The sequence below is a fragment of the Clostridium sp. 7_2_43FAA genome, from assembly GCF_000158375.2.
In the GTDB taxonomy this organism is placed as follows: Bacteria; Bacillota; Clostridia; order Clostridiales; family Clostridiaceae; genus Clostridium; species Clostridium tertium.
Window position 1 is genome coordinate 1,459,072 of sequence record NZ_JH815222.1, and the last position, 21,314, is coordinate 1,480,385.

The 21,314-nt window shown below is 27.1% G+C and carries 23 protein-coding genes and 1 pseudogene; 21 read left to right on the top strand and 3 right to left on the bottom strand.

Features of this window, described 5'->3' with window-relative positions; genetic code table 11:
* Positions 1-14 precede the first annotated feature (14 nt).
* The 12 genes from CSBG_RS08375 to CSBG_RS08430 all read left to right on the top strand — a co-directional run bounded on the left by CSBG_RS08375 (position 15) and on the right by CSBG_RS08430 (position 10,105).
* Positions 15-419: an arsenate reductase ArsC gene (locus CSBG_RS08375; protein ID WP_008678686.1), complete on the top strand. Its 405-nt coding sequence runs from the start codon at positions 15-17 to the stop codon at positions 417-419.
* Positions 420-428: 9 nt separating this feature from the next.
* Complete coding sequence (arsB, locus tag CSBG_RS08380; protein ID WP_008678687.1) at positions 429-1,493, top strand: ACR3 family arsenite efflux transporter; 1,065 nt, start codon at positions 429-431, stop codon at positions 1,491-1,493.
* Between the two features lie 54 nt (positions 1,494-1,547).
* The gene (locus tag CSBG_RS08385) at positions 1,548-1,745 is read left to right on the top strand and encodes a DUF4177 domain-containing protein (RefSeq protein ID WP_008678688.1); all 198 of its coding nucleotides are present in this window, start codon (positions 1,548-1,550) and stop codon (positions 1,743-1,745) included.
* Between the two features lie 443 nt (positions 1,746-2,188).
* Entirely contained in the window at positions 2,189-3,121 is a 933-nt protein-coding gene (locus CSBG_RS08390; protein WP_008678689.1) for a DMT family transporter, read from the top strand.
* Positions 3,122-3,455: 334 nt separating this feature from the next.
* Positions 3,456-4,607 carry a sensor histidine kinase gene (locus CSBG_RS08395; RefSeq protein WP_008678690.1) on the top strand — a complete coding sequence of 384 codons (1,152 nt, stop codon included), beginning with the start codon at positions 3,456-3,458 and terminating at the stop codon, positions 4,605-4,607.
* 1 nt (position 4,608) lies between these two features.
* The gene (locus CSBG_RS08400; protein ID WP_008678692.1) at positions 4,609-5,253 is read left to right on the top strand and encodes a response regulator transcription factor; all 645 of its coding nucleotides are present in this window, start codon (positions 4,609-4,611) and stop codon (positions 5,251-5,253) included.
* An 86-nt stretch (positions 5,254-5,339) separates the two neighbouring features.
* Positions 5,340-6,275, top strand: coding sequence for an ABC transporter ATP-binding protein (locus CSBG_RS08405; RefSeq protein ID WP_008678694.1), 936 nt, complete (start codon positions 5,340-5,342; stop codon positions 6,273-6,275).
* 11 nt (positions 6,276-6,286) lie between these two features.
* The gene (locus CSBG_RS08410; RefSeq protein WP_008678696.1) at positions 6,287-7,381 is read left to right on the top strand and encodes an ABC transporter permease; all 1,095 of its coding nucleotides are present in this window, start codon (positions 6,287-6,289) and stop codon (positions 7,379-7,381) included.
* Positions 7,372-8,442, top strand: coding sequence for an ABC transporter permease (locus CSBG_RS08415; protein ID WP_008678698.1), 1,071 nt, complete (start codon positions 7,372-7,374; stop codon positions 8,440-8,442). Before CSBG_RS08410 ends, CSBG_RS08415 begins: the two co-directional genes overlap by 10 nt.
* Positions 8,443-8,503: 61 nt before the next feature.
* On the top strand, positions 8,504-8,698 hold the full coding sequence (locus CSBG_RS08420; protein ID WP_008678700.1) for a hypothetical protein: 195 nt from the start codon (positions 8,504-8,506) through the stop codon (positions 8,696-8,698).
* 195 nt (positions 8,699-8,893) lie between these two features.
* Positions 8,894-9,484, top strand: a complete 591-nt coding sequence (locus tag CSBG_RS08425; RefSeq protein ID WP_008678702.1) for a hypothetical protein — start codon at positions 8,894-8,896, stop codon at positions 9,482-9,484.
* 51 nt (positions 9,485-9,535) lie between these two features.
* Positions 9,536-10,105, top strand: a complete 570-nt coding sequence (locus tag CSBG_RS08430; RefSeq protein ID WP_008678704.1) for a dihydrofolate reductase family protein — start codon at positions 9,536-9,538, stop codon at positions 10,103-10,105.
* Between the two features lie 370 nt (positions 10,106-10,475).
* On the opposite strand, the gene CSBG_RS08435 is transcribed toward CSBG_RS08430, so the two are convergent.
* Both CSBG_RS08435 and CSBG_RS08440 read right to left on the bottom strand, forming a co-directional pair.
* Positions 10,476-10,823: a DUF2085 domain-containing protein gene (locus CSBG_RS08435; RefSeq protein WP_008678706.1), complete on the bottom strand. Its 348-nt coding sequence runs from the start codon at positions 10,821-10,823 to the stop codon at positions 10,476-10,478.
* On the bottom strand, positions 10,816-11,046 hold the full coding sequence (locus CSBG_RS08440) for a hypothetical protein (RefSeq protein ID WP_008678708.1): 231 nt from the start codon (positions 11,044-11,046) through the stop codon (positions 10,816-10,818). The genes CSBG_RS08435 and CSBG_RS08440 overlap by 8 nt, the downstream gene beginning before the upstream one ends.
* 386 nt (positions 11,047-11,432) lie before the next feature.
* On the opposite strand from CSBG_RS08440, the gene CSBG_RS08445 reads away from it, so the two are divergent.
* From CSBG_RS08445 to recA, 6 genes and pseudogenes are all read left to right on the top strand, one after another.
* Positions 11,433-12,011, top strand: coding sequence for a class I SAM-dependent methyltransferase (locus tag CSBG_RS08445; RefSeq protein WP_008678709.1), 579 nt, complete (start codon positions 11,433-11,435; stop codon positions 12,009-12,011).
* A gap of 83 nt (positions 12,012-12,094) precedes the next feature.
* Positions 12,095-12,895 (top strand): class I SAM-dependent methyltransferase, encoded by an 801-nt coding sequence (locus CSBG_RS08450; RefSeq protein ID WP_276508067.1) that lies wholly within the window; start codon positions 12,095-12,097, stop codon positions 12,893-12,895.
* A complete protein-coding gene (locus tag CSBG_RS08455; RefSeq protein WP_008678713.1) occupies positions 12,885-14,108 on the top strand; it encodes a radical SAM protein in 1,224 nt (407 codons plus the stop codon). Before CSBG_RS08450 ends, CSBG_RS08455 begins: the two co-directional genes overlap by 11 nt.
* 72 nt (positions 14,109-14,180) lie before the next feature.
* On the top strand, positions 14,181-14,474 hold the full coding sequence (locus tag CSBG_RS18520; RefSeq protein ID WP_008678715.1) for a hypothetical protein: 294 nt from the start codon (positions 14,181-14,183) through the stop codon (positions 14,472-14,474).
* Between the two features lie 262 nt (positions 14,475-14,736).
* Positions 14,737-15,228 carry a CarD family transcriptional regulator gene (locus tag CSBG_RS08465; protein WP_008678717.1) on the top strand — a complete coding sequence of 164 codons (492 nt, stop codon included), beginning with the start codon at positions 14,737-14,739 and terminating at the stop codon, positions 15,226-15,228.
* Positions 15,229-15,257: 29 nt separating this feature from the next.
* A pseudogene (gene recA, locus CSBG_RS08470) lies at positions 15,258-16,316 on the top strand (recombinase RecA); the annotation flags it as partial.
* A 203-nt stretch (positions 16,317-16,519) separates the two neighbouring features.
* Here the strand turns inward: recA and CSBG_RS08475 are convergent.
* On the bottom strand, positions 16,520-17,227 hold the full coding sequence (locus CSBG_RS08475; RefSeq protein WP_008678721.1) for a GntR family transcriptional regulator: 708 nt from the start codon (positions 17,225-17,227) through the stop codon (positions 16,520-16,522).
* 325 nt (positions 17,228-17,552) lie between these two features.
* On the opposite strand from CSBG_RS08475, the gene hypB reads away from it, so the two are divergent.
* The 3 genes from hypB to CSBG_RS08490 are packed head-to-tail and all read left to right on the top strand — an operon-like array spanning position 17,553 to position 21,310.
* Entirely contained in the window at positions 17,553-18,224 is a 672-nt protein-coding gene (gene hypB / locus CSBG_RS08480) for a hydrogenase nickel incorporation protein HypB (protein WP_008678723.1), read from the top strand.
* Positions 18,225-18,248: 24 nt separating this feature from the next.
* Positions 18,249-20,927, top strand: coding sequence for an FAD-dependent oxidoreductase (locus CSBG_RS08485; RefSeq protein ID WP_008678724.1), 2,679 nt, complete (start codon positions 18,249-18,251; stop codon positions 20,925-20,927).
* 41 nt (positions 20,928-20,968) lie between these two features.
* Positions 20,969-21,310, top strand: coding sequence for a hydrogenase maturation nickel metallochaperone HypA (locus tag CSBG_RS08490; RefSeq protein WP_008678726.1), 342 nt, complete (start codon positions 20,969-20,971; stop codon positions 21,308-21,310).
* Positions 21,311-21,314 lie beyond the last annotated feature (4 nt).

The window sequence follows — 21,314 nt, forward strand, 5'->3', positions numbered from 1 at the left end:
AGGAGATATTAAAGATGAAAAAGAAGGTAGCATTTATATGTGTTCATAACTCTTGTAGATCACAAATGGCAGAAGCATTAGGAAAATTATATGGGGATGAAGTTTTTGAAAGTTATTCAGCTGGAACTGAAACTAAACCACAAATAAATCAAGATGCAGTAAGAATAATTAAGAATCTATATAATGTGGATATGAATGAAACTCAAAAATCTAAATTACTTACTGATATACCAGATGTAGATATTGCAATAAAAATGGGATGTAATGTTGTATGTCCTACTATTTCTGCTACTCATGTTGAGGATTGGGGATTAGAAGATCCTACAGGTAAAAGTGATGAAGAGTTTATTAAAGTTGCAAAGATTATTGAAAAAAAAATAAAAGATTTAGCAAAGAGAATTAAGAATAACGAGATATAGGAGGGAATCATGGGAGAAGAAAGTAAAGGAAAGGGGTTAGGAGTCTTTGAACGATATTTAACAATATGGGTTGCAGCTTGTATTGTGATAGGAATATCTATTGGTCAATTACTTCCTATTATACCTGAAACATTAAATAAGTTTGAATATTATAATGTATCCATACCTGTAGCTATCTTAATATGGCTTATGATATATCCAATGATGTTAAAAATAGATTTCTCAAGTATTTTAAATGCTACTAAAAAACCAAAAGGTCTAATTGTAACATGCACTACAAACTGGTTGATAAAGCCATTTACAATGTATGCAATAGCAGCATTCTTCTTATTTGTAGTATTTAAAGGAATTATTGCACCGGATATAGCTAAGGAATATTTAGCAGGAGCAGTTTTATTAGGAGCAGCACCTTGTACAGCTATGGTATTTGTATGGAGTCACTTATCTAAAGGTGATCCAGCCTATACATTAGTTCAGGTAGCAGTAAATGATTTAATTATACTAATTGCATTTGCACCTATAGTAGCATTTTTATTAGGTGTTGGTGATGTTTCTATACCATTTGCAACTCTAATTTTATCAACTATATTATTTGTTGTAATTCCTTTAGTATTAGGATATGTTACACGAACTATAGTAATTAAAAATAAGGGGAAAGATTATTTTGAAAATGTATTTTTAAAAAAGTTTGATAATGTAACAATAGTAGGGTTACTTTTAACTTTAATAATATTATTTTCATTCCAAGGTGATACTATATTAAGCAATCCAATTCATATATTATTAATTGCAATTCCACTTACCATTCAAACATTCTTTATATTTGGATTTGCATATATTTGGGCAAAACTTTGGAAGTTACCTCATAATATTGCAGCGCCAGCAGGAATGATAGGAGCAAGTAATTTCTTTGAACTCTCAGTTGCAGTAGCTATTTCTCTTTTTGGGTTACAATCAGGTGCTGCACTAGCAACAGTTGTGGGAGTATTAGTTGAGGTTCCGGTGATGTTAACATTAGTTAAGATTGCAAACAAAACAAGAAAGTGGTTCTCTACTGAAAAATTAAGTAATTAATAAATTTAATGGGTATATTAATATTAGAATCAAAGAAAGGAGGTTATATGATTTATGAAATGGGAATACAAAGTTGTTAAAATAAGCTCAATTAAAGGTCTAGGAAATCAAGAGGAATTACAAAAAGAACTTAATGATTATGGAGATTTAGGCTGGGAGCTAGTAGGTGGTTTAACTAAACCTCATGAAGGAGTCGGTTGGATTCCAAAACCTGATGATGGCTCAATAATATTTAAAAGAGAGATTGTCTAATTATAAGAATATAATTAATTATAAAAAAATTATTAATTTGATTAATAAGATATAGAATTGTGTAATAAAGGTGAGTGTATGGTTTTAAATATAAAAATAGCCAGTATAGAATTAATTAATGGTCCGCTAAAACACATAAATTAAATTTTATATACTAGCCAATTTTATTATATAATATATAGAGGAATAGAGTAAAGTATTATATTTGCTCTATTTTTATGCTTATAATAAATAAAAGTAATATATTAATTACTAGATAGTATGGAATAATAAATGTAACTACTTAAGTAATAATTTTGATTACCTTAATTATTGAGTTAAAGATATTAGGTTGCTTTTTATTTGTATAAATATATTTTAAGATAGTGAACTTTTTTTATATAAATAAGTGTATAATAAGTTCTATGAAATTTATAAAGTGTTGCAAGAAGGGATGAAGATATTTGGATAAATCAAAATTTTATACTAACAGATTAAATATAATTATAATAGCAATAATTTGTACCTTCTTATGGGGAAGTGCTTTTCCTGCCATTAAAGTAGGATATGAAATCTTTAATATAGCAAGTAGTGATGTAGGTGCAAAACTTATATTTGCCGGATATAGATTTTTCTTGGCAGGAATTATTGTATTAATAATAAAGCTATTAATGAAGCAAAGTATCTTTGATTTAACTTTTAAAGATATGAAGGAAATTACAATATTAGGACTTGGACAAACAACTCTTCAATATATATTTTTCTATTTAGGAATGACATATACTACTGGAGTAAGAGGTTCAATTATAAATGGGACAGGTACATTTTTTAGTATTATATTAGCACACTTTATTTATAAAAATGATAAGTTGAATTTCAATAAGATTTTAGGATGTATAGTAGGGTTTGCAGGAGTTATAATTGTAAACCTTGGAGGATCTTCAGTTTTAGAAGGTGGTTTTTCCTTTAAAGGTGAAGGCTTTATAATGCTTGCAGCTTTTATGCTTTCAGTTTCATCAATATACAGTAAGAAGATAAGTCAAAATAAGGATGCATATACTATAACAGGTTATCAATTAGCTATAGGAGGACTAGCTTTAATATTAATAGGATATCTATTAGGAGGACATCTTACAAACTTTAATATTAAATCTACTTCATTATTACTATATATGGCATTATTATCATCAGTAGCATTTGCATTATGGTCACAACTTTTAAAATACAATAAAGTTGGAGTGATTTCTGTTTTCAACTTTTTAATTCCTGTCTTTGGAACTATACTTTCAGCTATAGTACTTAAGGAAAATATATTTGATATAAAGATACTAATTGCTTTAATATTAGTTTGTACTGGAATTTATTTAGTATATAAAAAGAAGGAAAGTGTAGATTAGATATATAGCTTATAAATAAAATAACTGTAATAAAGTTTATAGCTTTGTTACAGTTATTTTTTATAGGAATTATAATATTCTTCATCCATGCATACATTCACAACTTTCACACACATAACCGCATGATTGTCACTTGATACAAGGTCTATATCCAAAACATATTTACAAATTATATATATTCACCAATATGAAAATATGTTGTATCATTATCTTATATAGTTTCAATTTTGCTGTTTTATTTAAAGATGTATTATAACTATTTTTAATACTATAACTTTATTTATGTAAATTAATTAATTGAAACAGAGACAATAAAAAAGATTTGGAGAGAAATATGGGGAAAAGTAAAGAACTATTATTGATACGATATATATCATTTATTATTTTAATAGCTCAAATTTTTATTGAAGAAAAAAATACAAGCCTTATTAGTCTAATATTTATTTTGATGTTTATAATAAACAATAATCTTAGAATATTTTACTTTAGAAATGATAAATTAACTATTTTTTCTATGATTGTTGAAATAATAATATCACCAATAGCTTATTTAAACTTTGGAGGAAGCATTTTATTTTATTTAATAGGAGTAACTATAGATGTCTTTACATTAAAATTTGAAAAAATAAAATATATCTTTTTAATTGTAATATCTTTAATATCACTATCTAGTAAATTTAATAAAAATATAGAAGATGGGTTTATCAATTTAGTTATTATGTTTATTTTTATAATTCTTTTAAATTACATATCTAGATTGCATAATACAAAAAGAGAAGCTCAAAGGTTATATGATAAGCTTAGAGTATCTGAGGAAAATTTAATTGAAACAAAAAAGCACCTTGAAGAATGTCTTACTTCAATAGAAGAGTTAACAGTACTTAAGGAAAGAAATAGAATATCAAGAGAAATACATGATAGTGTTGGACATTCTTTATCAACAGCTATGATTCAGCTATCTGCAATGGAAAGTATAGCCGATAAAGAAGGAAGCATGCTAAAAGATATGTCAAGTAACTTAAGAGATTTTATAAATGAGAGTTTTCAAGATGTTAAAAGGGCAGTAAGTGAACTTAAATCTGATGACTATGATAATTACAGAGGATTAATTAGAATTCAAGAGTTGTGTAAGAACTTTGAAAAGATGTCAGGTGTAGAAGTAAATATTATTTTATCAAAGGGTGATTGGACTCTTTCTACTAAACAAAGCACTCACTTATATAGAATAACTCAAGAAGTTTTATCAAATGCTTTAAGACATGGAAAAGCATCTAAGGTTAAAGTAATTATGAACTTTACAGAAAATGATTTTGTAATATCTTTTAAAGATGATGGTATAGGAACTGATATTATAAAAGAAAGTGGTTTTGGACTTAAAAATATAAGAGAAAGATCTGAAGAAATAGATGGAATAATTGATGTAAGTTCAGAGATAGGAAAAGGATTTTTTATAAAGCTTGTAATTCCTAGAGAAAAGGAGAATTAGGATGGGGAAAATTAAAATATTAATTGTAGATGATGAAAAACTAATTAGAGAAGGCTTAAAAATTATGCTTTCAACTTTTGATGATATAGAAGTGGTTGATACTGCTGAAAATGGATATAAAGCTTTAGAGGTGTGTAAAAATAAAGATATAGATGTAGTTCTTATGGATATAAGAATGAAAGATTGTGATGGAGTAATGGGCACTAGACTTATTAAGGAGCAATTTACTAAGATTAAAGTTATTATATTAACTACATTTAAAGATAAAGAATATATTCAAGATGCATTAAAATATGGAGCTTTTGGATATTTGTTAAAAGATAGTTCTCATCAAGTTATTTATGAAGGAATAAAAACAGCTTATATGGGAAATATGGTTGTTCATCCTGACGTAGCAAATGAAATTCTTAGTAATAACAATCATAGTTTAAATGATAAAGAAATAAAAAGGTATGATTTTTCAGATAAAGAATTACAAATTATTAAATACATTGCTGAAGGATTAACTAATAAAGAAATCTCAGAAAAACTTTATTTATCAGAAGGAACTATAAAAAATAATATTACCAATATTTTAGCTAAGTTAAACCTTAGAGATAGAACACAAATTGCAATTTTCGCATTTAAAAACAGAATAGTGACTTAAGTCATTTATATAATGACTTGTAGTGATAGCAAGCCCCCTAACTTTGTCTTATTATATAATTAAGATAAAGCTAGGGGGTATTTTTAATGAGTATCATAGAAGTAAAAAATGTTACAAAAAGATTCAATGACAAGTTAGTTTTAGATAATGTAAGTTATGAAGTTAATAAAGGAGAAATATTTGGATTTATAGGACCCAATGGAGCAGGAAAATCAACTTTAATAAATATAATGACTAGTCTTTTAGCACCAGATAGTGGAACTGTTAAGATTTGTGGGTATGATATTTTAAAAGAGCCAATAAAGGCTAAAGAATGTATAGGCTATGTACCGCAAGATATTTCGTTAATAGAAGAGTTAAATGCTTATGATAATTTAGAGTTTTTTGGTGCCTTATATGGATTAAAAGGAAAGGAACTTAAAGAAAGAATAAATGAAGCCTTAGAAGTTACAGGGCTTCAAGAAAAGAAAAAAGAAAAAGTTAAAAAGTTTTCAGGCGGAATGAAGAGAAGACTTAATATTGCAGCTGCTATTATGCATCATCCAAAAGTGTTAATAATGGATGAGCCTACTGTTGGAGTTGATCCTCAATCAAGAAATCATATATTTACTTTTACAAAAAATATCTGTAAAGAATGGGGAACAACAGTTATATATACTTCACACTACATGGAAGAAGTTGAAGAACTATGCAGGCGAGTATTTATTATAGATTTAGGTAAAGAAGTATCTTATGGAACAAAAGAAGAAATAAAATCCTCAGTCTTTCCCAATAACAAGGTGATAATAGAAGCTAGTGATGTTACAGCAGAAGTTCTTTTAAATATAGAAAAATTAACAGGGGTAATAAAAGTTAAAGAACAAGATGATATTATTTCATTAACTATAGATTCAAATTTTAAGCTTCATAATGTACTTAGTATAATAGAGCAATATGGAGTTAATGTAAAAAAGATAAGCTATGAAGATGCACGACTAGAGGATGTATTTTTAGCCTTAACAGGAAAGAAGTTAAGGGATTAGAGGTGAGTTAAATGAAATTAATATATTATACAAAGACAACCTTAAAAGGAATGGTATCTAATGGAGCTGTAACACTTTTATACTATATACTATTTCCAGTTTTATTAGCAGCTTTTATGGGATTTTTTCAAAAAACACTTATGGATAGTCCATTAAAATTAGCAACTTTAAAAATTCAAATAAATGATATGGATAATAGTACTATGTCTAAAAATTTAATATCCTTTTTAGAAAGTGATGATATGAAGGAACTTGTTGAAATAACTGATAAAAAAGCCAATGTAGAAGTTTCAATTCCAAAAGGATATGAAAATAATATTGTATCTTTAAAAAGTGGTGAAATAACCATAAATAAGTTAGAAGAAGGCTATAGTAATTCTACCAATACATTAAAAACTATTTTAGATAAATATCATGAAGGTCTTTATGTTAGTTTATCTGGAGGATCAAATGAAGACTTAGTAAAAGTTTCTGGAGAATCTGTTATTGAAAAAATAGATATAGATTCTAAAAAAACATCTAGTAGTTATGAAAAGATGGCTGCATCAATGATAGCCTTTGTTATAAGTATGCTGATTTTTAGCCTTATACAATCTAATTATGCAGAAGTAAGTGTAAATCTTGATAAAAGAGTTGCGTCAACACCTGTAACTAGAAAGCAATACTTCTACTATGATTCTTTTGCATTATTTGTATATTCAACTGTTATTATTTTAGGATATGTGTTTTTCTTTAGGATTTCAGGAATAAGCTTTACAGGAGGCATTTTTCCTTTAGTGATATTAATTTTAACTTCATCTATGTTAGTAGTATCATTAAGTAAATTTGTTTATACATTTTTTGGAGCGAAGTACGGTAAGGTTGTGGGAGCATTAATATTTACACTTCCTATAATAGGAATGGAAATGTTCACTGGTGAAGGAAATGCATTAAAAGTTTTATCACCAACACATTATATTTCAAAGTTATTTACTTTATATAATTTAAATGGAAGCTTTAGCGCCAATAATAAGGATTTAATATTAATTCTTTCTATTTCAATGATACTATTTATAATTGCAATATTAAAAATAAGTTTATCTAAGGAGGAAAGAAGATGCGTTTAATAAGATTAACCATAATTAATTTAAGAAGAAGTTTAAAAAATCCAGCTATCTTAATGATGACATTTTTCCTTCCAATGGTAGTGTTATTTGGAGTAGTTGGACCTAGTTCAAAGGAATCATCCTTAGGAAAGATAGGGATATTAGATAAATCTTCTGGTAAATATTCAAAAGATTTAATAAATGATTTATCTGAAAAATATTCAATAGAAGAGTTAGATGGCGAAGCTGAAGATAAATATAACGATTTAAGAGATAAAAAGCTTGGAGCTATATATGTAATAGACGAGGATTTTGAAGAAAAAATAGACAATGGAGAAGTTCCTAAGATAAAAACTTATATAAATGAAGCTGGTATGGGGGCTGTTGTTGCAGATAATATTATAGCTGATCATATTAATAAGTTGCTTAAAGAAGGCATAAACGATGGGCTTAGTACCAAAACTGTTAAAACTGTAATAGTGGATAATTTTGAAGTAAATAAAGCTGATTATGTTCTTACTGTCTTAATGATATGCTATTTTATGATGATAGGTGGATCTATATTAACTGATGATATAATTAAACTTAAAGCTCAAAAGGTTTTAAGAAGAACAATATCAACTGGTAATTCAGATAAAGTTATTTTAGGTTCTTTATATTTATCAGCATTTATTCTTCAAAGTGTAATAAGCTCAATAACATTAATTTTAGCAATTAATATATTTAAAATAGAAAATTATAATTTAGGTGAAGGAATACTAGTTATTATTCTAAGTAGTTTAGTTACAACATCATTAATTATAGCTGCCACAAGATGGCTTAAAAATCAAACAATATCAAGTCTAGCTATTGTAGTTTTTGGCTTACTATCATTTGGTGTTGCAATGCTAGGAAGTGGACTTCAAGAATTCGATAATGTGCCTCAAATAATAAATAGTTTAAGTATAATATCACCATTTTCATGGATGGTACAAATTATAAATGAAGGTAAAATAGCAGTACCAATTATGGTGATAATACTAATGTCAGCAGTATTCTTTACAGCAGGAAGTTTTAGACTTAGAGATTATGCTAAGGAGTAAATAGACATCCTATAAATTATTTGCTAAAATATAGTCAATAAAGCTTATGGAGGAAAACTAAATGATTTCTAAGAAACAACTTAAAGATGAAATAATAACTTATGACATAATAACTTACAAAGATGAAGATGGAAAGCAAGTAGAATATGTTGAAGTTATTCTTACTGATAGAATTATTGATGTATATATGGATATTAGAGAAGTTAATATAGGTCTTATTGCAAATAAAATAATTGAAGATAATTTATACAAATAAAAAGTGGTGAAATTTAATATTTCACCACTTTTAAGTTAATGTATCCTTATCATTAATAGAACATAACCTACATATGACCAAGATATATAGCTAAATATAATCTTCTATTTCTATCTTAATGATAATATTTGAAGAATTTCTACTTATAGTATATTATTGTAGATAGAATTGTAAAAGGTGGGAGAGTTTTTATGTGTGATATTAAAAGAAAAAAAGGATATTGGTAAGATAAAGAAAAGTATTGAAGAAAAAATGGAAGAGCTTTTTGAAAAGGCTCATAAATATACTGAAAACTTAAGTCATGAGGATATAGTAAGATTACATGAAAATCATGTTAAAGATGTTTTTTATGCTTATATTAATAATATTCCTTCTCTACAAAAGATAGTAGTGGAGATAGGGGAGGAAAAAGTATTAGAAGAGATTAAATCTAAGTTTATGGCAAATTTTCATTTTCATGAGAAGATGGTAAAGTGCGAAGAACTTAGGGATGATAGGAAAACTAAATATACAGAGGAAGAAATTTTAGAAAATAATAAGAAAATATCAAAATATATTGATGAAGTAGTAACATCAATTATTCAAGAATGTAGAGATTTAAATACTGAGGAAATAAAAGAAATACATATATTTATATTTAAACTTATATTTCAATCAGATATAGAACATATTCCTTGTTTTAAAAGTGCATCTAAAACTATGAATATAGATGTTATAAATAGAATTCACGATAGAAAAATAACAGAAACTATAAGTAAGTATATATCAATGATTAAAGAAAATTGAAATAAAAAAGATAATCTCTAGAGCGGAAAAATATAAGAAGGAGTAAGAGTTATGTCAAATAATATAAAACAGAGAAGAATAATATTAGATTTAGCAACTACTTTAGATGGTTTTATTGAAGGAAAAAATGGTGAGGTCGATTGGTGCATTATGGACACTGATATGGGGTTCACTAATTTTTTGAATCAAATTGATACTATTTTATATGGAAGAAAAAGCTATGATTTATGGGGACAATATATACCTCAAGACGAAGATTCTGATAATGAAAAAGAAATTTGGGAATTGATTAATAGTAAAGAGAAATATGTGTTTTCTAGGACTCAAATAGCTACAGATAATCAAGCAATATTTATAAATGAAAATATTCTTGAAGAAGTAAATAAATTGAAGAATAAGCCAGGTAAAGATATTTGGCTATATGGGGGAGCAAGTCTTATTACAACTTTTATAAATTTAGGGCTTATTGATGAATTTAGATTATCTATTCACCCTGTTATTTTAGGAGAAGGAAAACCGTTGTTTACTGATGTAAAACAAAGATTGAATTTAAAAATGGTTAATGCCAGAACGTTTTCTTCTGGTGTTGTACAACTAATCTATCATTGGAATGGCAATTAATTTTTTACGAAGGAAAAAGCAAATGTCCTAATGTTAGATAGAATTTATATTAAAGGTGATAATTTAAATAATAAAAAAATTATAAAAGAAAATTATTAAGTAAAATAAAGCAAGTATTTTTATTACGAATATAAAGGTGAATATAAATATGAGTATAAATGGATATGTTCTATAAGCTATTTATATTCGCCACTTATATTTATCATTTTAAACTAATAAATGAAGTTTTAGTTACATAATAATATGAATTAAATTTTCGATTTTTATAAAATTTAGAATATAAGTCTAAATTTAAGCTATCTAAAATCAGTAAATTTTTATAAAATAAGATCATGATAGGTGATTTTTTATTTAAAGAAATATATAGTTATCAATTAACTAGTATTGCATAAAAATTAACTAGTGTACTTATTATACCAAAACCACAAAGAAATCCAGTGATAACTCGTCTTGTATTATTAGAAGGATATATTTTTTTATGTTGAATAAACCAATCAATAAACATAATTGCTGCAAAAATTAAACTTAAACTAATGGAGATTTTAAGATTAAAAAATAAAGCTAGTATACCTAAAAGATATCCTATTAACAAACCTGTACATCTTGCACACATAGGAAACTGATAATTATAAAAGAAAAAGCTTCTTTCAGATTTTTGATGACAAGTTTTAGAAAAAAGCTTCATAAAAAATAACCAAATCTTATCTTTTTTATTCATCTATAAATCTCTTTCCACAATCATTGCAAATGCATGTTGTTTTTTCTTTTTCACCTTCAGCACAGCATAGACCACACAGCAATCCAATAGGGCCAAGACATATGGTTCCTATAACTCCACTTGTTATATCAAAGTCCTCATTCTTCTTTTCTATTATGATTTTTATATTTTTACTTTTACAAAATGGGCATTCAACATTTTCCTTTGAATTATTGATATCCATTTACAATCCTCCATGTAATTATATTATCAATTATATTTTTACTTATATATAAAATTATACCATTATATGGGTGTATTATAAAATTATTTTTACGAATATAAGATATTTAATAGAAGTATTAGAATAAGATGAAATTAAATAATTTCAAATTAATATTATTTATCTTTATAATATCATATTCTAGATTCTCTTTTTAAATTCATTTGGTATATAAGATAAAATTATATCAACTTTATTTAAATTTATTATAATACTTAATTTAAACTATTAGACTTAATAAAAATACATATTTTAGAAAAATTTAAGAAATATATACAAAATTCGTAATGTTTACATGTTATTATATAATTAGTAAAAATTAACAGAAAGCTTGTGAGGAAGTCTATATGAGTTACTTATTTAAATATTATAGTAAGCAATATGATAAGTTTATGAAAATATTTAATTTAGATAAAAATAAAGAAATAGTAAAGGTACTAAAAGATATTAATAATTTAGAGATTTTAGATATTGGTGGGGGAACAGGAACTCTTGCAGATACTTTAATAAATTTAGGTGCAAATGTAACTATTCTTGACCCAGAGATTAAAATGACTAATATAGCTAAGGAAAAAAATAATAAAGTCAATATACTCAATGGATATTTAACTAATGTAGGTTTAAATGATGAATTATTTGATTTAATTATAATGAGGGATTCATTTCATCATATAGAAGATAAAGAAGAAACATTAAAAGAGTGTAAAAGATTACTAAATAATAAAGGTAAAATTTTGATTTATGAATTTGATAAAACTAATATAATAACTAAACTTATATATATTTTTGAAAGAAGTTGTTTTGAAAAAGTTAAAATGCTATCTAAAAATGAAATGAAAAAATTAGCTTCAAAGTATTTTAATAATGGTGAAATAATTGAAATATCAAGCTATGAGTATATATATTGGGCAGAAAAATCAAACTAAAGGGGTTATTTTATGAATACTTTAAAAGGGCTATTTAAAATTATAAAATTATTTTTTCTAAAAGGTATACTAGTTTAAATGATATAGCAAATTCATATACAAGAGTAAGTAAAAATTATAATGAATACTTCTTAAAGGAAATGCATCAATATAATAAAGAAATGTTAGATAAACTTATTATAAGATATATTGATAATAAGGCTAACTCATCTCCTAAAATTCTAGATCTCGCTTGTGGGACAGGCTTTAATAGTAATTTTATAAATTCTAAAATCAACAATTCAAACTTTACCTTAGTAGATATATCAGAAGGGATGCTAAATGAAGCTAAAAATAATTTAAGTTTAAATGCTGACTTCATAAATAGTGATATGTTATCTTTTTTAAAAAGCTCAAAAGATAATAGTTTTGATCTTGTTATATGTTCTTGGGCAATTAAATATCAAGATCCTCATGAAATTATAAAAGAGGTTTCTAGAGTTTTAAAAAAGGATGGATACTTTGCAGTAATAGTTAATTTAAAAGGTACATTACCAGAGGTTAGAAAAATATATCCAAAACTTGTTTTAAGAAACTATAAGAAAATAAATAAAATAATGAAAGAACTTCCTAATCCAGTTCATCATAAGACTTTTACAAGATGGTTTGAAAAAGAAAGTTTTTCTAAGATAGAAGTAAAAAGTGGATCTCATATATTTACTTTTGATAATACAAAATCATTAGTATCTTTTGTAACATCTACAGGAGCTTTAGCTGGATTTGATGCCATGGTAAATATGGAGGATGAAGAGGTTAAAAGTTCAATGATTAAGTTATTTAATGATAAAGGAATAAAAACAATTACTCATAAATATGTTTGGGGGATTTTTAAAAATGATAAGTAATACAATACCAATTATGAAAGCAATGTTAAATAAGGATGTACGACGTAATTTCTTTTATATACATAAGAGATTTAAACAAAGTAAAGATTATAAACCTATAAATGTTATAAAGTGTGGGATGAATGTTATAAAAAACGATAGGATAGCAGTTCATAATAGCAACTTTGTAGTTAATTCATTTTTACCACCTTTAAATAGCATAGCTTATAAAAGTATTGTAGATGCAGTTCCTGGAGAAAATGCTGAATTCTTTTATAATCATACTATTGGAAAAAGACTTGCTCCAATTTCTACATATATAGCTATTACAGGGAGATGCATGTATAATTGTTGGCATTGCAGTGCAAAAAGATTTATTAAAGATAAAAATGATAAATCAAAAGAAATGACAACATATGAAATAAAGAAAATAATAAAAGCACTTCAAGATTTAGGAGTTGGAATCATTGGATTTACAGGGGGAGAGCCTCTTCTTAGAAATGATTTAGAAGAAATAATAAGTAGTATTGATAATAGAAGTATTTCATATGTATTTACAAATGGCTATTCACTAAATCTTAATAAAGCAAAAGAATTAAAAAAAGCTGGTCTTTTTGGAGTAGGAATAAGTATAGACAGCTTATATAAGGAAAATCACGATAAAAAGAGAGGATATAGTGGAGCCTATGAAAATTCAATTTCAGCAATAAAAAATTGTAAAGAAGCTGGCCTTTATACTATGGCTCAAACTGTATGTACGAAGGAAATGCTAAAAAGTGGTGAAATATATAAGTTAGGTAAGTTTTTAAAAACTTTAGGAGTAGATGAAGTTAGAATACTAGAACCTATACCATGTGGGTCTCTTTTAGTAAAATCAGATGAAATATTCTCTAAAGAAGATAAAGAAGAATTAATAAAGCTTCATATAAAATTTAATAAGGATAAAGAATATGCTAAAACATCAGTATTTCCATATGTTGAATCAAAAGATCAATTTGGATGTGGAGCAGGGGTGCAACATTCTTATATAGACAATGAGGGAAACTTCATGCCTTGTGACTTTGTTCCTGAATACTTTGGAAATGTACTAACTGAAGATATAAAAGATATATGGGATAGGATGCATAGTAAATTAGGTAGAGCTAAGACATATTGCTATGCAAAGAAATGCGATAAATGTAGCGATAATGAGTTGCCTAGATATTATAAATTACTAAAGGGTGATATATCCTAATTATCATTAGAATTGAGGTAAGCTATATATTTTATAAAAAGTCATTTAAAGGTACACTTAAAATATTAGTATATGCATTTGTTAATAGCTATTGCAATAATTCAAGGATATACAATTTCATTAATGTTTGCATGGTTTCTTTCTAATTTTGGATTTAATGAATTAATTTGTTTTATTATAGCCATATTATTAGGGGGAGCTATACTTAGTTTACCTTTGTTATTAAATAATTATAAAGTTTCAAAGGAGATAAATATTAAAAGAGGAAAGAAAATCAACTTAGTTTTTTTAATTTTGATAAATCATATGTCATCGTATTTTTTATCTTGTACATTATATGTGATTTTATTGTATTTAAATAATTAAGTAATATATGTAATAATATCTTTTTAATAATTTCATTGGCAAGATAAGTTTACTTAATAAAGGTTATAAGTGTATAGGTAAGTATGAATGTAAGCAAAATTTTTATAAAAAGTTCTGCTTACATTCATTAATTTTTTTGTGCTACAATAATAGTAGAGTTCAATAGTTTTAATGAACAGAAATTAATAATAAATTACAGAAGTTTTGTAAATGTGCATAAGTAAACGTTTACGAACTTCTTTTTAACAAGGAGGTAATTTTAATGTTTAAGAAAGGTGATTTAATTCTTTATTCAGTTCATGGTATTTGTAAAGTAGATGATATATGTGAAAAAACAATTTCACATATTAAAAAACAATATTATATTTTACATCCTATAAATGAGACGAATTTAAGTATAAGCACTCCAGTAGATAATGATAAGGTAGCAATGTTAGAGCTTCTTACAAAAGAAGAAGCTCAGGAAACTTTAGAATTATTTAAAAATCCGGGTATAAATTGGATAGAAATAGATAGAGAAAGAAGCGAAGTATATAATGAAATCATAAAGCAATGGAATCGTAGAGAAATAGTAAAAATAGCTAATACTTTAATGAGAACAAAGATTGATTTAGAGAATAATGGAAAGAAATTTCATGAAAAAGATAAAAAGATGCTATTAGATATACAAAGTATTCTTTTTTCTGAACTAGCATTTTCTTTAGATACTACTTCTGAAGAAATAGCCAAAACAGTAAATAGGTATGTAAAATAAATAATAATTAAAATAGAGGTGAAAATTTTTTGAATATTAATGATGAAAAACTTTTAGCAATAGATTCAGTTATGAAACAAATAGAAAAACAATTTGGAAAGGGCTCAGTTATTAAACTTGGGTCAAATCCAATAATGGATATAGAAACAATATCCACAGGATGTCTAGCATTAGATATAGCATTAGGTGTTGGTGGAGTTCCACGTGGTAGAATAATAGAAGTGTACGGACCTGAAAGTTCAGGTAAAACTACAATTGCTCTTCATATAATAGCAGAAGCACAAAAGTTAGGAGGAGCAGCAGCATTTATTGATGCTGAACATGCTTTAGATCCAGCCTATGCTAAAAATTTAGGAGTAAGTACTGAAGACTTAATAGTCAGCCAACCAGATACTGGAGAGCAAGCTTTAGAAATAACAGAAGCCCTTGTAAGATCAAATGCTGTAGACGTGTTAGTTGTTGACTCTGTCGCTGCACTTGTTCCTAGGGCTGAAATAGAAGGAGAAATGGGAGATTCACATATAGGTCTGCAAGCAAGATTAATGTCCCAAGCATTAAGAAAGCTTACAGCAGCAATAAATAAGTCACAATGCGTTGTAATATTTATAAATCAATTAAGAGAAAAAATTGGTATTATGTTTGGAAATCCTGAAACAACAACAGGTGGACGAGCTCTTAAATTCTATGCATCTGTAAGATTAGATATAAGAAAAATTGACACTATAAAAGTAGGAGAAAACATTTTAGGAAGCAGGGCTAGAATAAAAGTAATAAAAAACAAAGTTGCACCACCATTTAAACAAGCAGAATTTGATATTATGTACAATGAAGGTATCTCAAAAGAAGGAAACCTTTTAGATATAGCTGTTAATGAAGATATAATAAACAAAAGTGGTACATGGTTTTCCTATAATGATATAAGATTAGGACAAGGCAGAGAAAACTCAAAAGCATATTTAAAAGAAAATAAAGATTTAGCCCTTGAAGTAGAAAATGCAATAAGAGAAAAACATAACTTACCATTAGTAAAGGATACAAAAGTACAAGAAGGTGAAGTTAAGAAAGAAGATAAAACTAATAAAAAAGGTAAATTAAAAGAAGAGCTAAATAATAATTCAAATAAAATAATAGAAGAACTAGCTGTTGAAGATTATAAAAATGAAGAAGCAATAGTTAAAGAAATAAACATATAACTAGAAAGTTAATTGTGAAAATATTTATGAAAGCAAAGGATGTCGCGTCTCGCGACTCCCTTTTAAGTTTTTGACCGTAATATACTAAACTTTTATAATTAATAATATATTTGTCTCTTACCATTTATAGTATCATTAATATTTGTAGTTAAACATTCTATAGCTTTTTTAGTATCCTTTTTTTCTATGTAATCACACAAAATAGATGTATTATTTATTAAGGAATCTATACCATATAATATACAAAAACGTTCCCATAATGATAAAATGGGTACCTTAAATGAATGGAAAATTAATGGTAAAAGAGTATTTCCAGAAAGAAAAGCCAATTCATGTTGGAATTGAAATGCTAAATTAGATGCAGTTTCAACAGAATCAGTTTCTTTCATTTTATTAACATATCCTTTTAATATCTTAATTTCATATTCTTTAATTATTGGAATACATAGTTCTACTGCTAATGTATCTAATGCTATACGAAGTTCAAGAATAGAACGTATTTCTGCATCTCTTAATCTTCCACCATTATATTTCATAATAGAAATTAGTGTTTCCATAGTTCCATTTCTACGATAATCAGCGACAAAAGCACCAATTCTTGGTTTTATATTTAAAAATCCTTTCCTAGATAACTCAGCAATTCCAGAGTTAACAACAGCTCTACTTACTTGCATAGACTTAGCAAGTTCTCTTTCTGAAGGAAGCTTTTCACCAATTTGAAGTTTTCCAGATAAAATCATAGTTTCTAGTTCTTTAATAAATAAATCCTTTAATGTTGGAGAATTCAATTTTGAAAATTCTATCATAAAATACACCTCTCTAAGCTGAATCTGGTTCAACCAAATACCAATTATAATTCTATTTCAATATTATCCTAAAATGAATAAAAAGTAAATATTTTAAGATTAGTTCAAACATATATTAGTATTAAAGGAATATATTGACTTTATATTGATAATCATGTTAAAATTTTATCAAGATTATAAATCTGGTCATACCAGATTTGAATAATCTAAAAATTTTTATTAAATAAAGAGTATTTTATAAGAGTAATATTAAGAATAAAAAGGGTTTAAGGATGCAATAAAAAATTTAAATTAAATATTCTTTATAATGAAGGAGGATAAATATATGGAGAATTTTAGAGTTCTCGAAATTAAACAAAGTGTTTTTGAAGACAATGATCATCAAGCTAATTTATTAAGAGAAGAACTAAAAAAAAAGAAAGTATTTTTACTAAATTTAATGTCATCACCAGGTTCAGGTAAAACATCAACTCTTACAAAAACAATTAATACATTAAAAAATGAAGTGAAAATAGGAGTTATGGAAGCAGATATTGATTCAGATGTTGATGCTCATACTATTTCTAAAACTGGAGCAAAAGTTATTCAATTACATACAGGGGGAATGTGTCATCTTGATGCAGATATGACAAAACAAGGCTTAGAAGGTTTAGAAGCAGAAGATATTGATTTTGCTATTTTAGAGAATGTAGGTAATCTGGTATGTCCAGCAGAATTTGATACTGGAGCATCAAAAAATGCCATGATTTTAAGTGTTCCTGAAGGAGATGATAAACCACTAAAATATCCTTTAATGTTTTCAATTGCGGATGTGTTATTAATTAACAAAATGGATGTTATTAATTATTTTGATTTCAACTTGGAAGCTTGTATTGAACGTGTAAAAAAGTTGAATCCAAATATTGAAATTATTCCTATATCTGCAAGAACAGGTGAAGGTATTGATAAATTTTCAGAGTGGCTTAGAAAAGAAATTAAAGAATGGAATGAAAATTAATATTATTAGACTAGGAGGATAGAAATGGTAAAAGAAAAGGTGTTGGATCTTGCTAATCATATTAGTGGAAAAAAACGTGGGTCCAAAAATGAAATAAGGCCAGAAGATCCGGAATATTTAATTTTAGAGCCTGTTGTTACAGAGGAAATGGCAGAAGTAGCACTTTGTATGAAGATACGTAAAAAAGCTACTGCTGAAGAACTTGCTCCTTTATGTGGTAAATCTGTAGATGAAACATCAAGGTTATTATGGGATTTAGCCGTTGCAGGTGTTTGTTTTGTAAATACTATTAATGGTGTTGATACCTATTGGTATGACACCTGGGTTCCAGGAATTATGGAGATGATGGTTAACAACAAAGAAAACGTTAACAAATACCCTCAAATTGCAGAAGCTTTTGAAGCATATGGAAGAGTAAGAGGACCAAAGACTACAGGTGCTTTTCCAGTTGGAGTAGGTTTAATGCGTGTTATACCTATAGAGCAAGCTATTGATGGAGAAACTAGAAAAGCTTCTTATGAGGAAGTTTCTAAATATCTTAATGAAAACGATATTTTTACAGTTTCAGATTGCTCATGTCGTACAGCGAGAAAAGTAATGGGAGAAGGATGTGGTCATTTAGCAGAAGATATGTGTATTCAAATGGGACATGCTGCAGAATATTATATCCGTACAGGTAGGGGAAAACAAATTACTAGAGAAGAAGCTTTTGAAATAATTAAAAGAGCTGAAGAAAATGGTTTAATGCATCAAATACCAAATCTTGATGGCTCAGGAAAGACTCATGCAATTTGTAATTGTTGTGGTTGTTCTTGTCTTTCATTAAGAACTGCTGGAATGTTTAAAAATGTTGATATGGTACGTTCTAATTATGTTTCAAGTGTAAACAAAGAAAAATGTGTTGCATGCGGAGAATGTGTTGTAAATTGTCCAGTTAATGCACTACAATTAGGCCAAAAATTATGCTCAACAAAACCACTTCCTGTTAAAAAAATTGAGACTCCACGAGATACAGAGTGGGGAGAAGATAAATGGAATCCAGATTATAGAATTAATAGAAAAAATGTTGTAGAAAGTGGAACAAGCCCTTGTAAAACAGAGTGTCCTGCTCATATTGCTATTCAAGGATATATAAAACTAGCTTCTCAAGGAAGATATAAAGAAGCTCTTGAATTAATAAAGCATGAAAATCCATTTCCAGCAGTATGTGGACGTATATGCCCAAGGAAATGTGAATCAGTGTGCACAAGAGGAGATATTGATGATCCAATAGCTATAGATGAAATTAAAAAATTTATTGCAGATCAAGACTTAAATAAAGAAAATCGTTATGTACCTAAAATTAAGCATGACTATAATAAGAAAATAGCTGTAGTAGGAGCAGGGCCTGCTGGTCTTTCTTGTGCATTTTTCTTAGCTGTTGAAGGTTATAAGGTAACAGTATTTGAAAAACAAAAAGTACTTGGTGGTATGTTAGCACTTGGTATTCCATCATTTAGATTAGAAAAAGATGTAGTTAATGCAGAAATTGATATATTAAAAGAATTAGGTGTTGAGTTTAAGAATGGAATTGAAGTTGGAAAAGACATAAATTTAAAAGAATTGAGAAATCAAGGGTATGAAGCTTTCTATATTGCAGTTGGAGCTCAGTCAGGTAGAAAAATAGGTGTTGAAGGAGAAAATGCTAAAGGAGTAATGACTGGAGTAGATTTCTTACGCAGCGTTAACTTAGGTGAAGATTTAAAACTAAATGGAAATGTAGTTGTTATAGGTGGGGGGAATGTTGCAATAGATGTTGCAAGAACTGCTGAAAGAATAGGATCAGAAAAAGTTGATATATTTTGTCTTGAAACAAGAGATGAAATGCCAGCTCTTAATGAGGAAATTGAAGAAACTTTATCAGAAGGAATCAATATAAATAATTCTTGGGGGCCAAAGGCTATTGTTACGGAAAATGGAAAAGTTACTGGGGTAGAATTTAAAAAATGTATATCAGTTTTTGATGAAAATAAGAGATTCAATCCAATTTATGATGAAAATGATATATTATTTGTAAAAGCAGATACAGTACTGCTTTCTGTAGGGCAGTCAATTGACTTAGGAAATTTAATTTCAGATAGCAATATGGAAATTAATTCTAATAATACAATTAAGGCAGATCCTTTTACCTATCAAACAGGAGAATCAGATGTATTTGTTGGTGGAGATGCATTTACAGGACCAAGATTTGCTATTGATGCCATTGCAGCAGGTAAGGAAGGAGCTATTTCAATACACCGTTATGTTAATCAAGGTCAAAGTTTAATTATAGGAAGAGACAGAAAAGAATATCACTCTCTAGATAAACAAAATATTGAACTTAAGGGATATAATAATTTTCCAAGACAAAAGGCAAGCCATGGTGATGGAAAAGAATCAAAAGAAACATTCAAGGATTTACGAGGAACTTTTACAGAAGATCAAATAAAGAAAGAAACAGAACGTTGTCTTAGCTGTGGTGCTACTGTTGTAGATGAATTTTTATGTGTAGGCTGTGGTGCATGTGTAACAAAATGTAAGTTTGATGCTATATCACTTGTTAGAAAATATGATGGAGAAGGAGTAGCATATGAAAACTTAAAACCAGTAATTATTAAGCAAGTTCTTAAACGTAAGGGGAAAATAGCTATTAAAAAAGCTATAAATATATTTAAGACAAACTAATAATATTATATGTTACTAGTTTTAAATGGAGGAGAGTTTATATGCATGAAATAGGGGTTTTAATTGAAGTTGTTAAGAGCGTAGAAAAATTTGCAAAAGTCAATAATGTTAAAAAAATAGATACATTAGTTTTGCAAATTGGAGAACTCTCTTCAATGATTCCTAAATATATGAAAAGTTTATATCCTGCTTCAATTGAAGGTACTATATTAGAAGATTCAAAATTAGAAATTGAAATATTACCAGCTAATGCTTTATGTAAGAGTTGTAATAATGTATTTAATATAATTCTTAATAAAGGAATATGTCCTAAGTGCAAAAGTAAAAATTGTGAAATATTAAGCGGAAAAGAGTTTTATATAAAAGAAATTGTTTGTTATTAAAAAT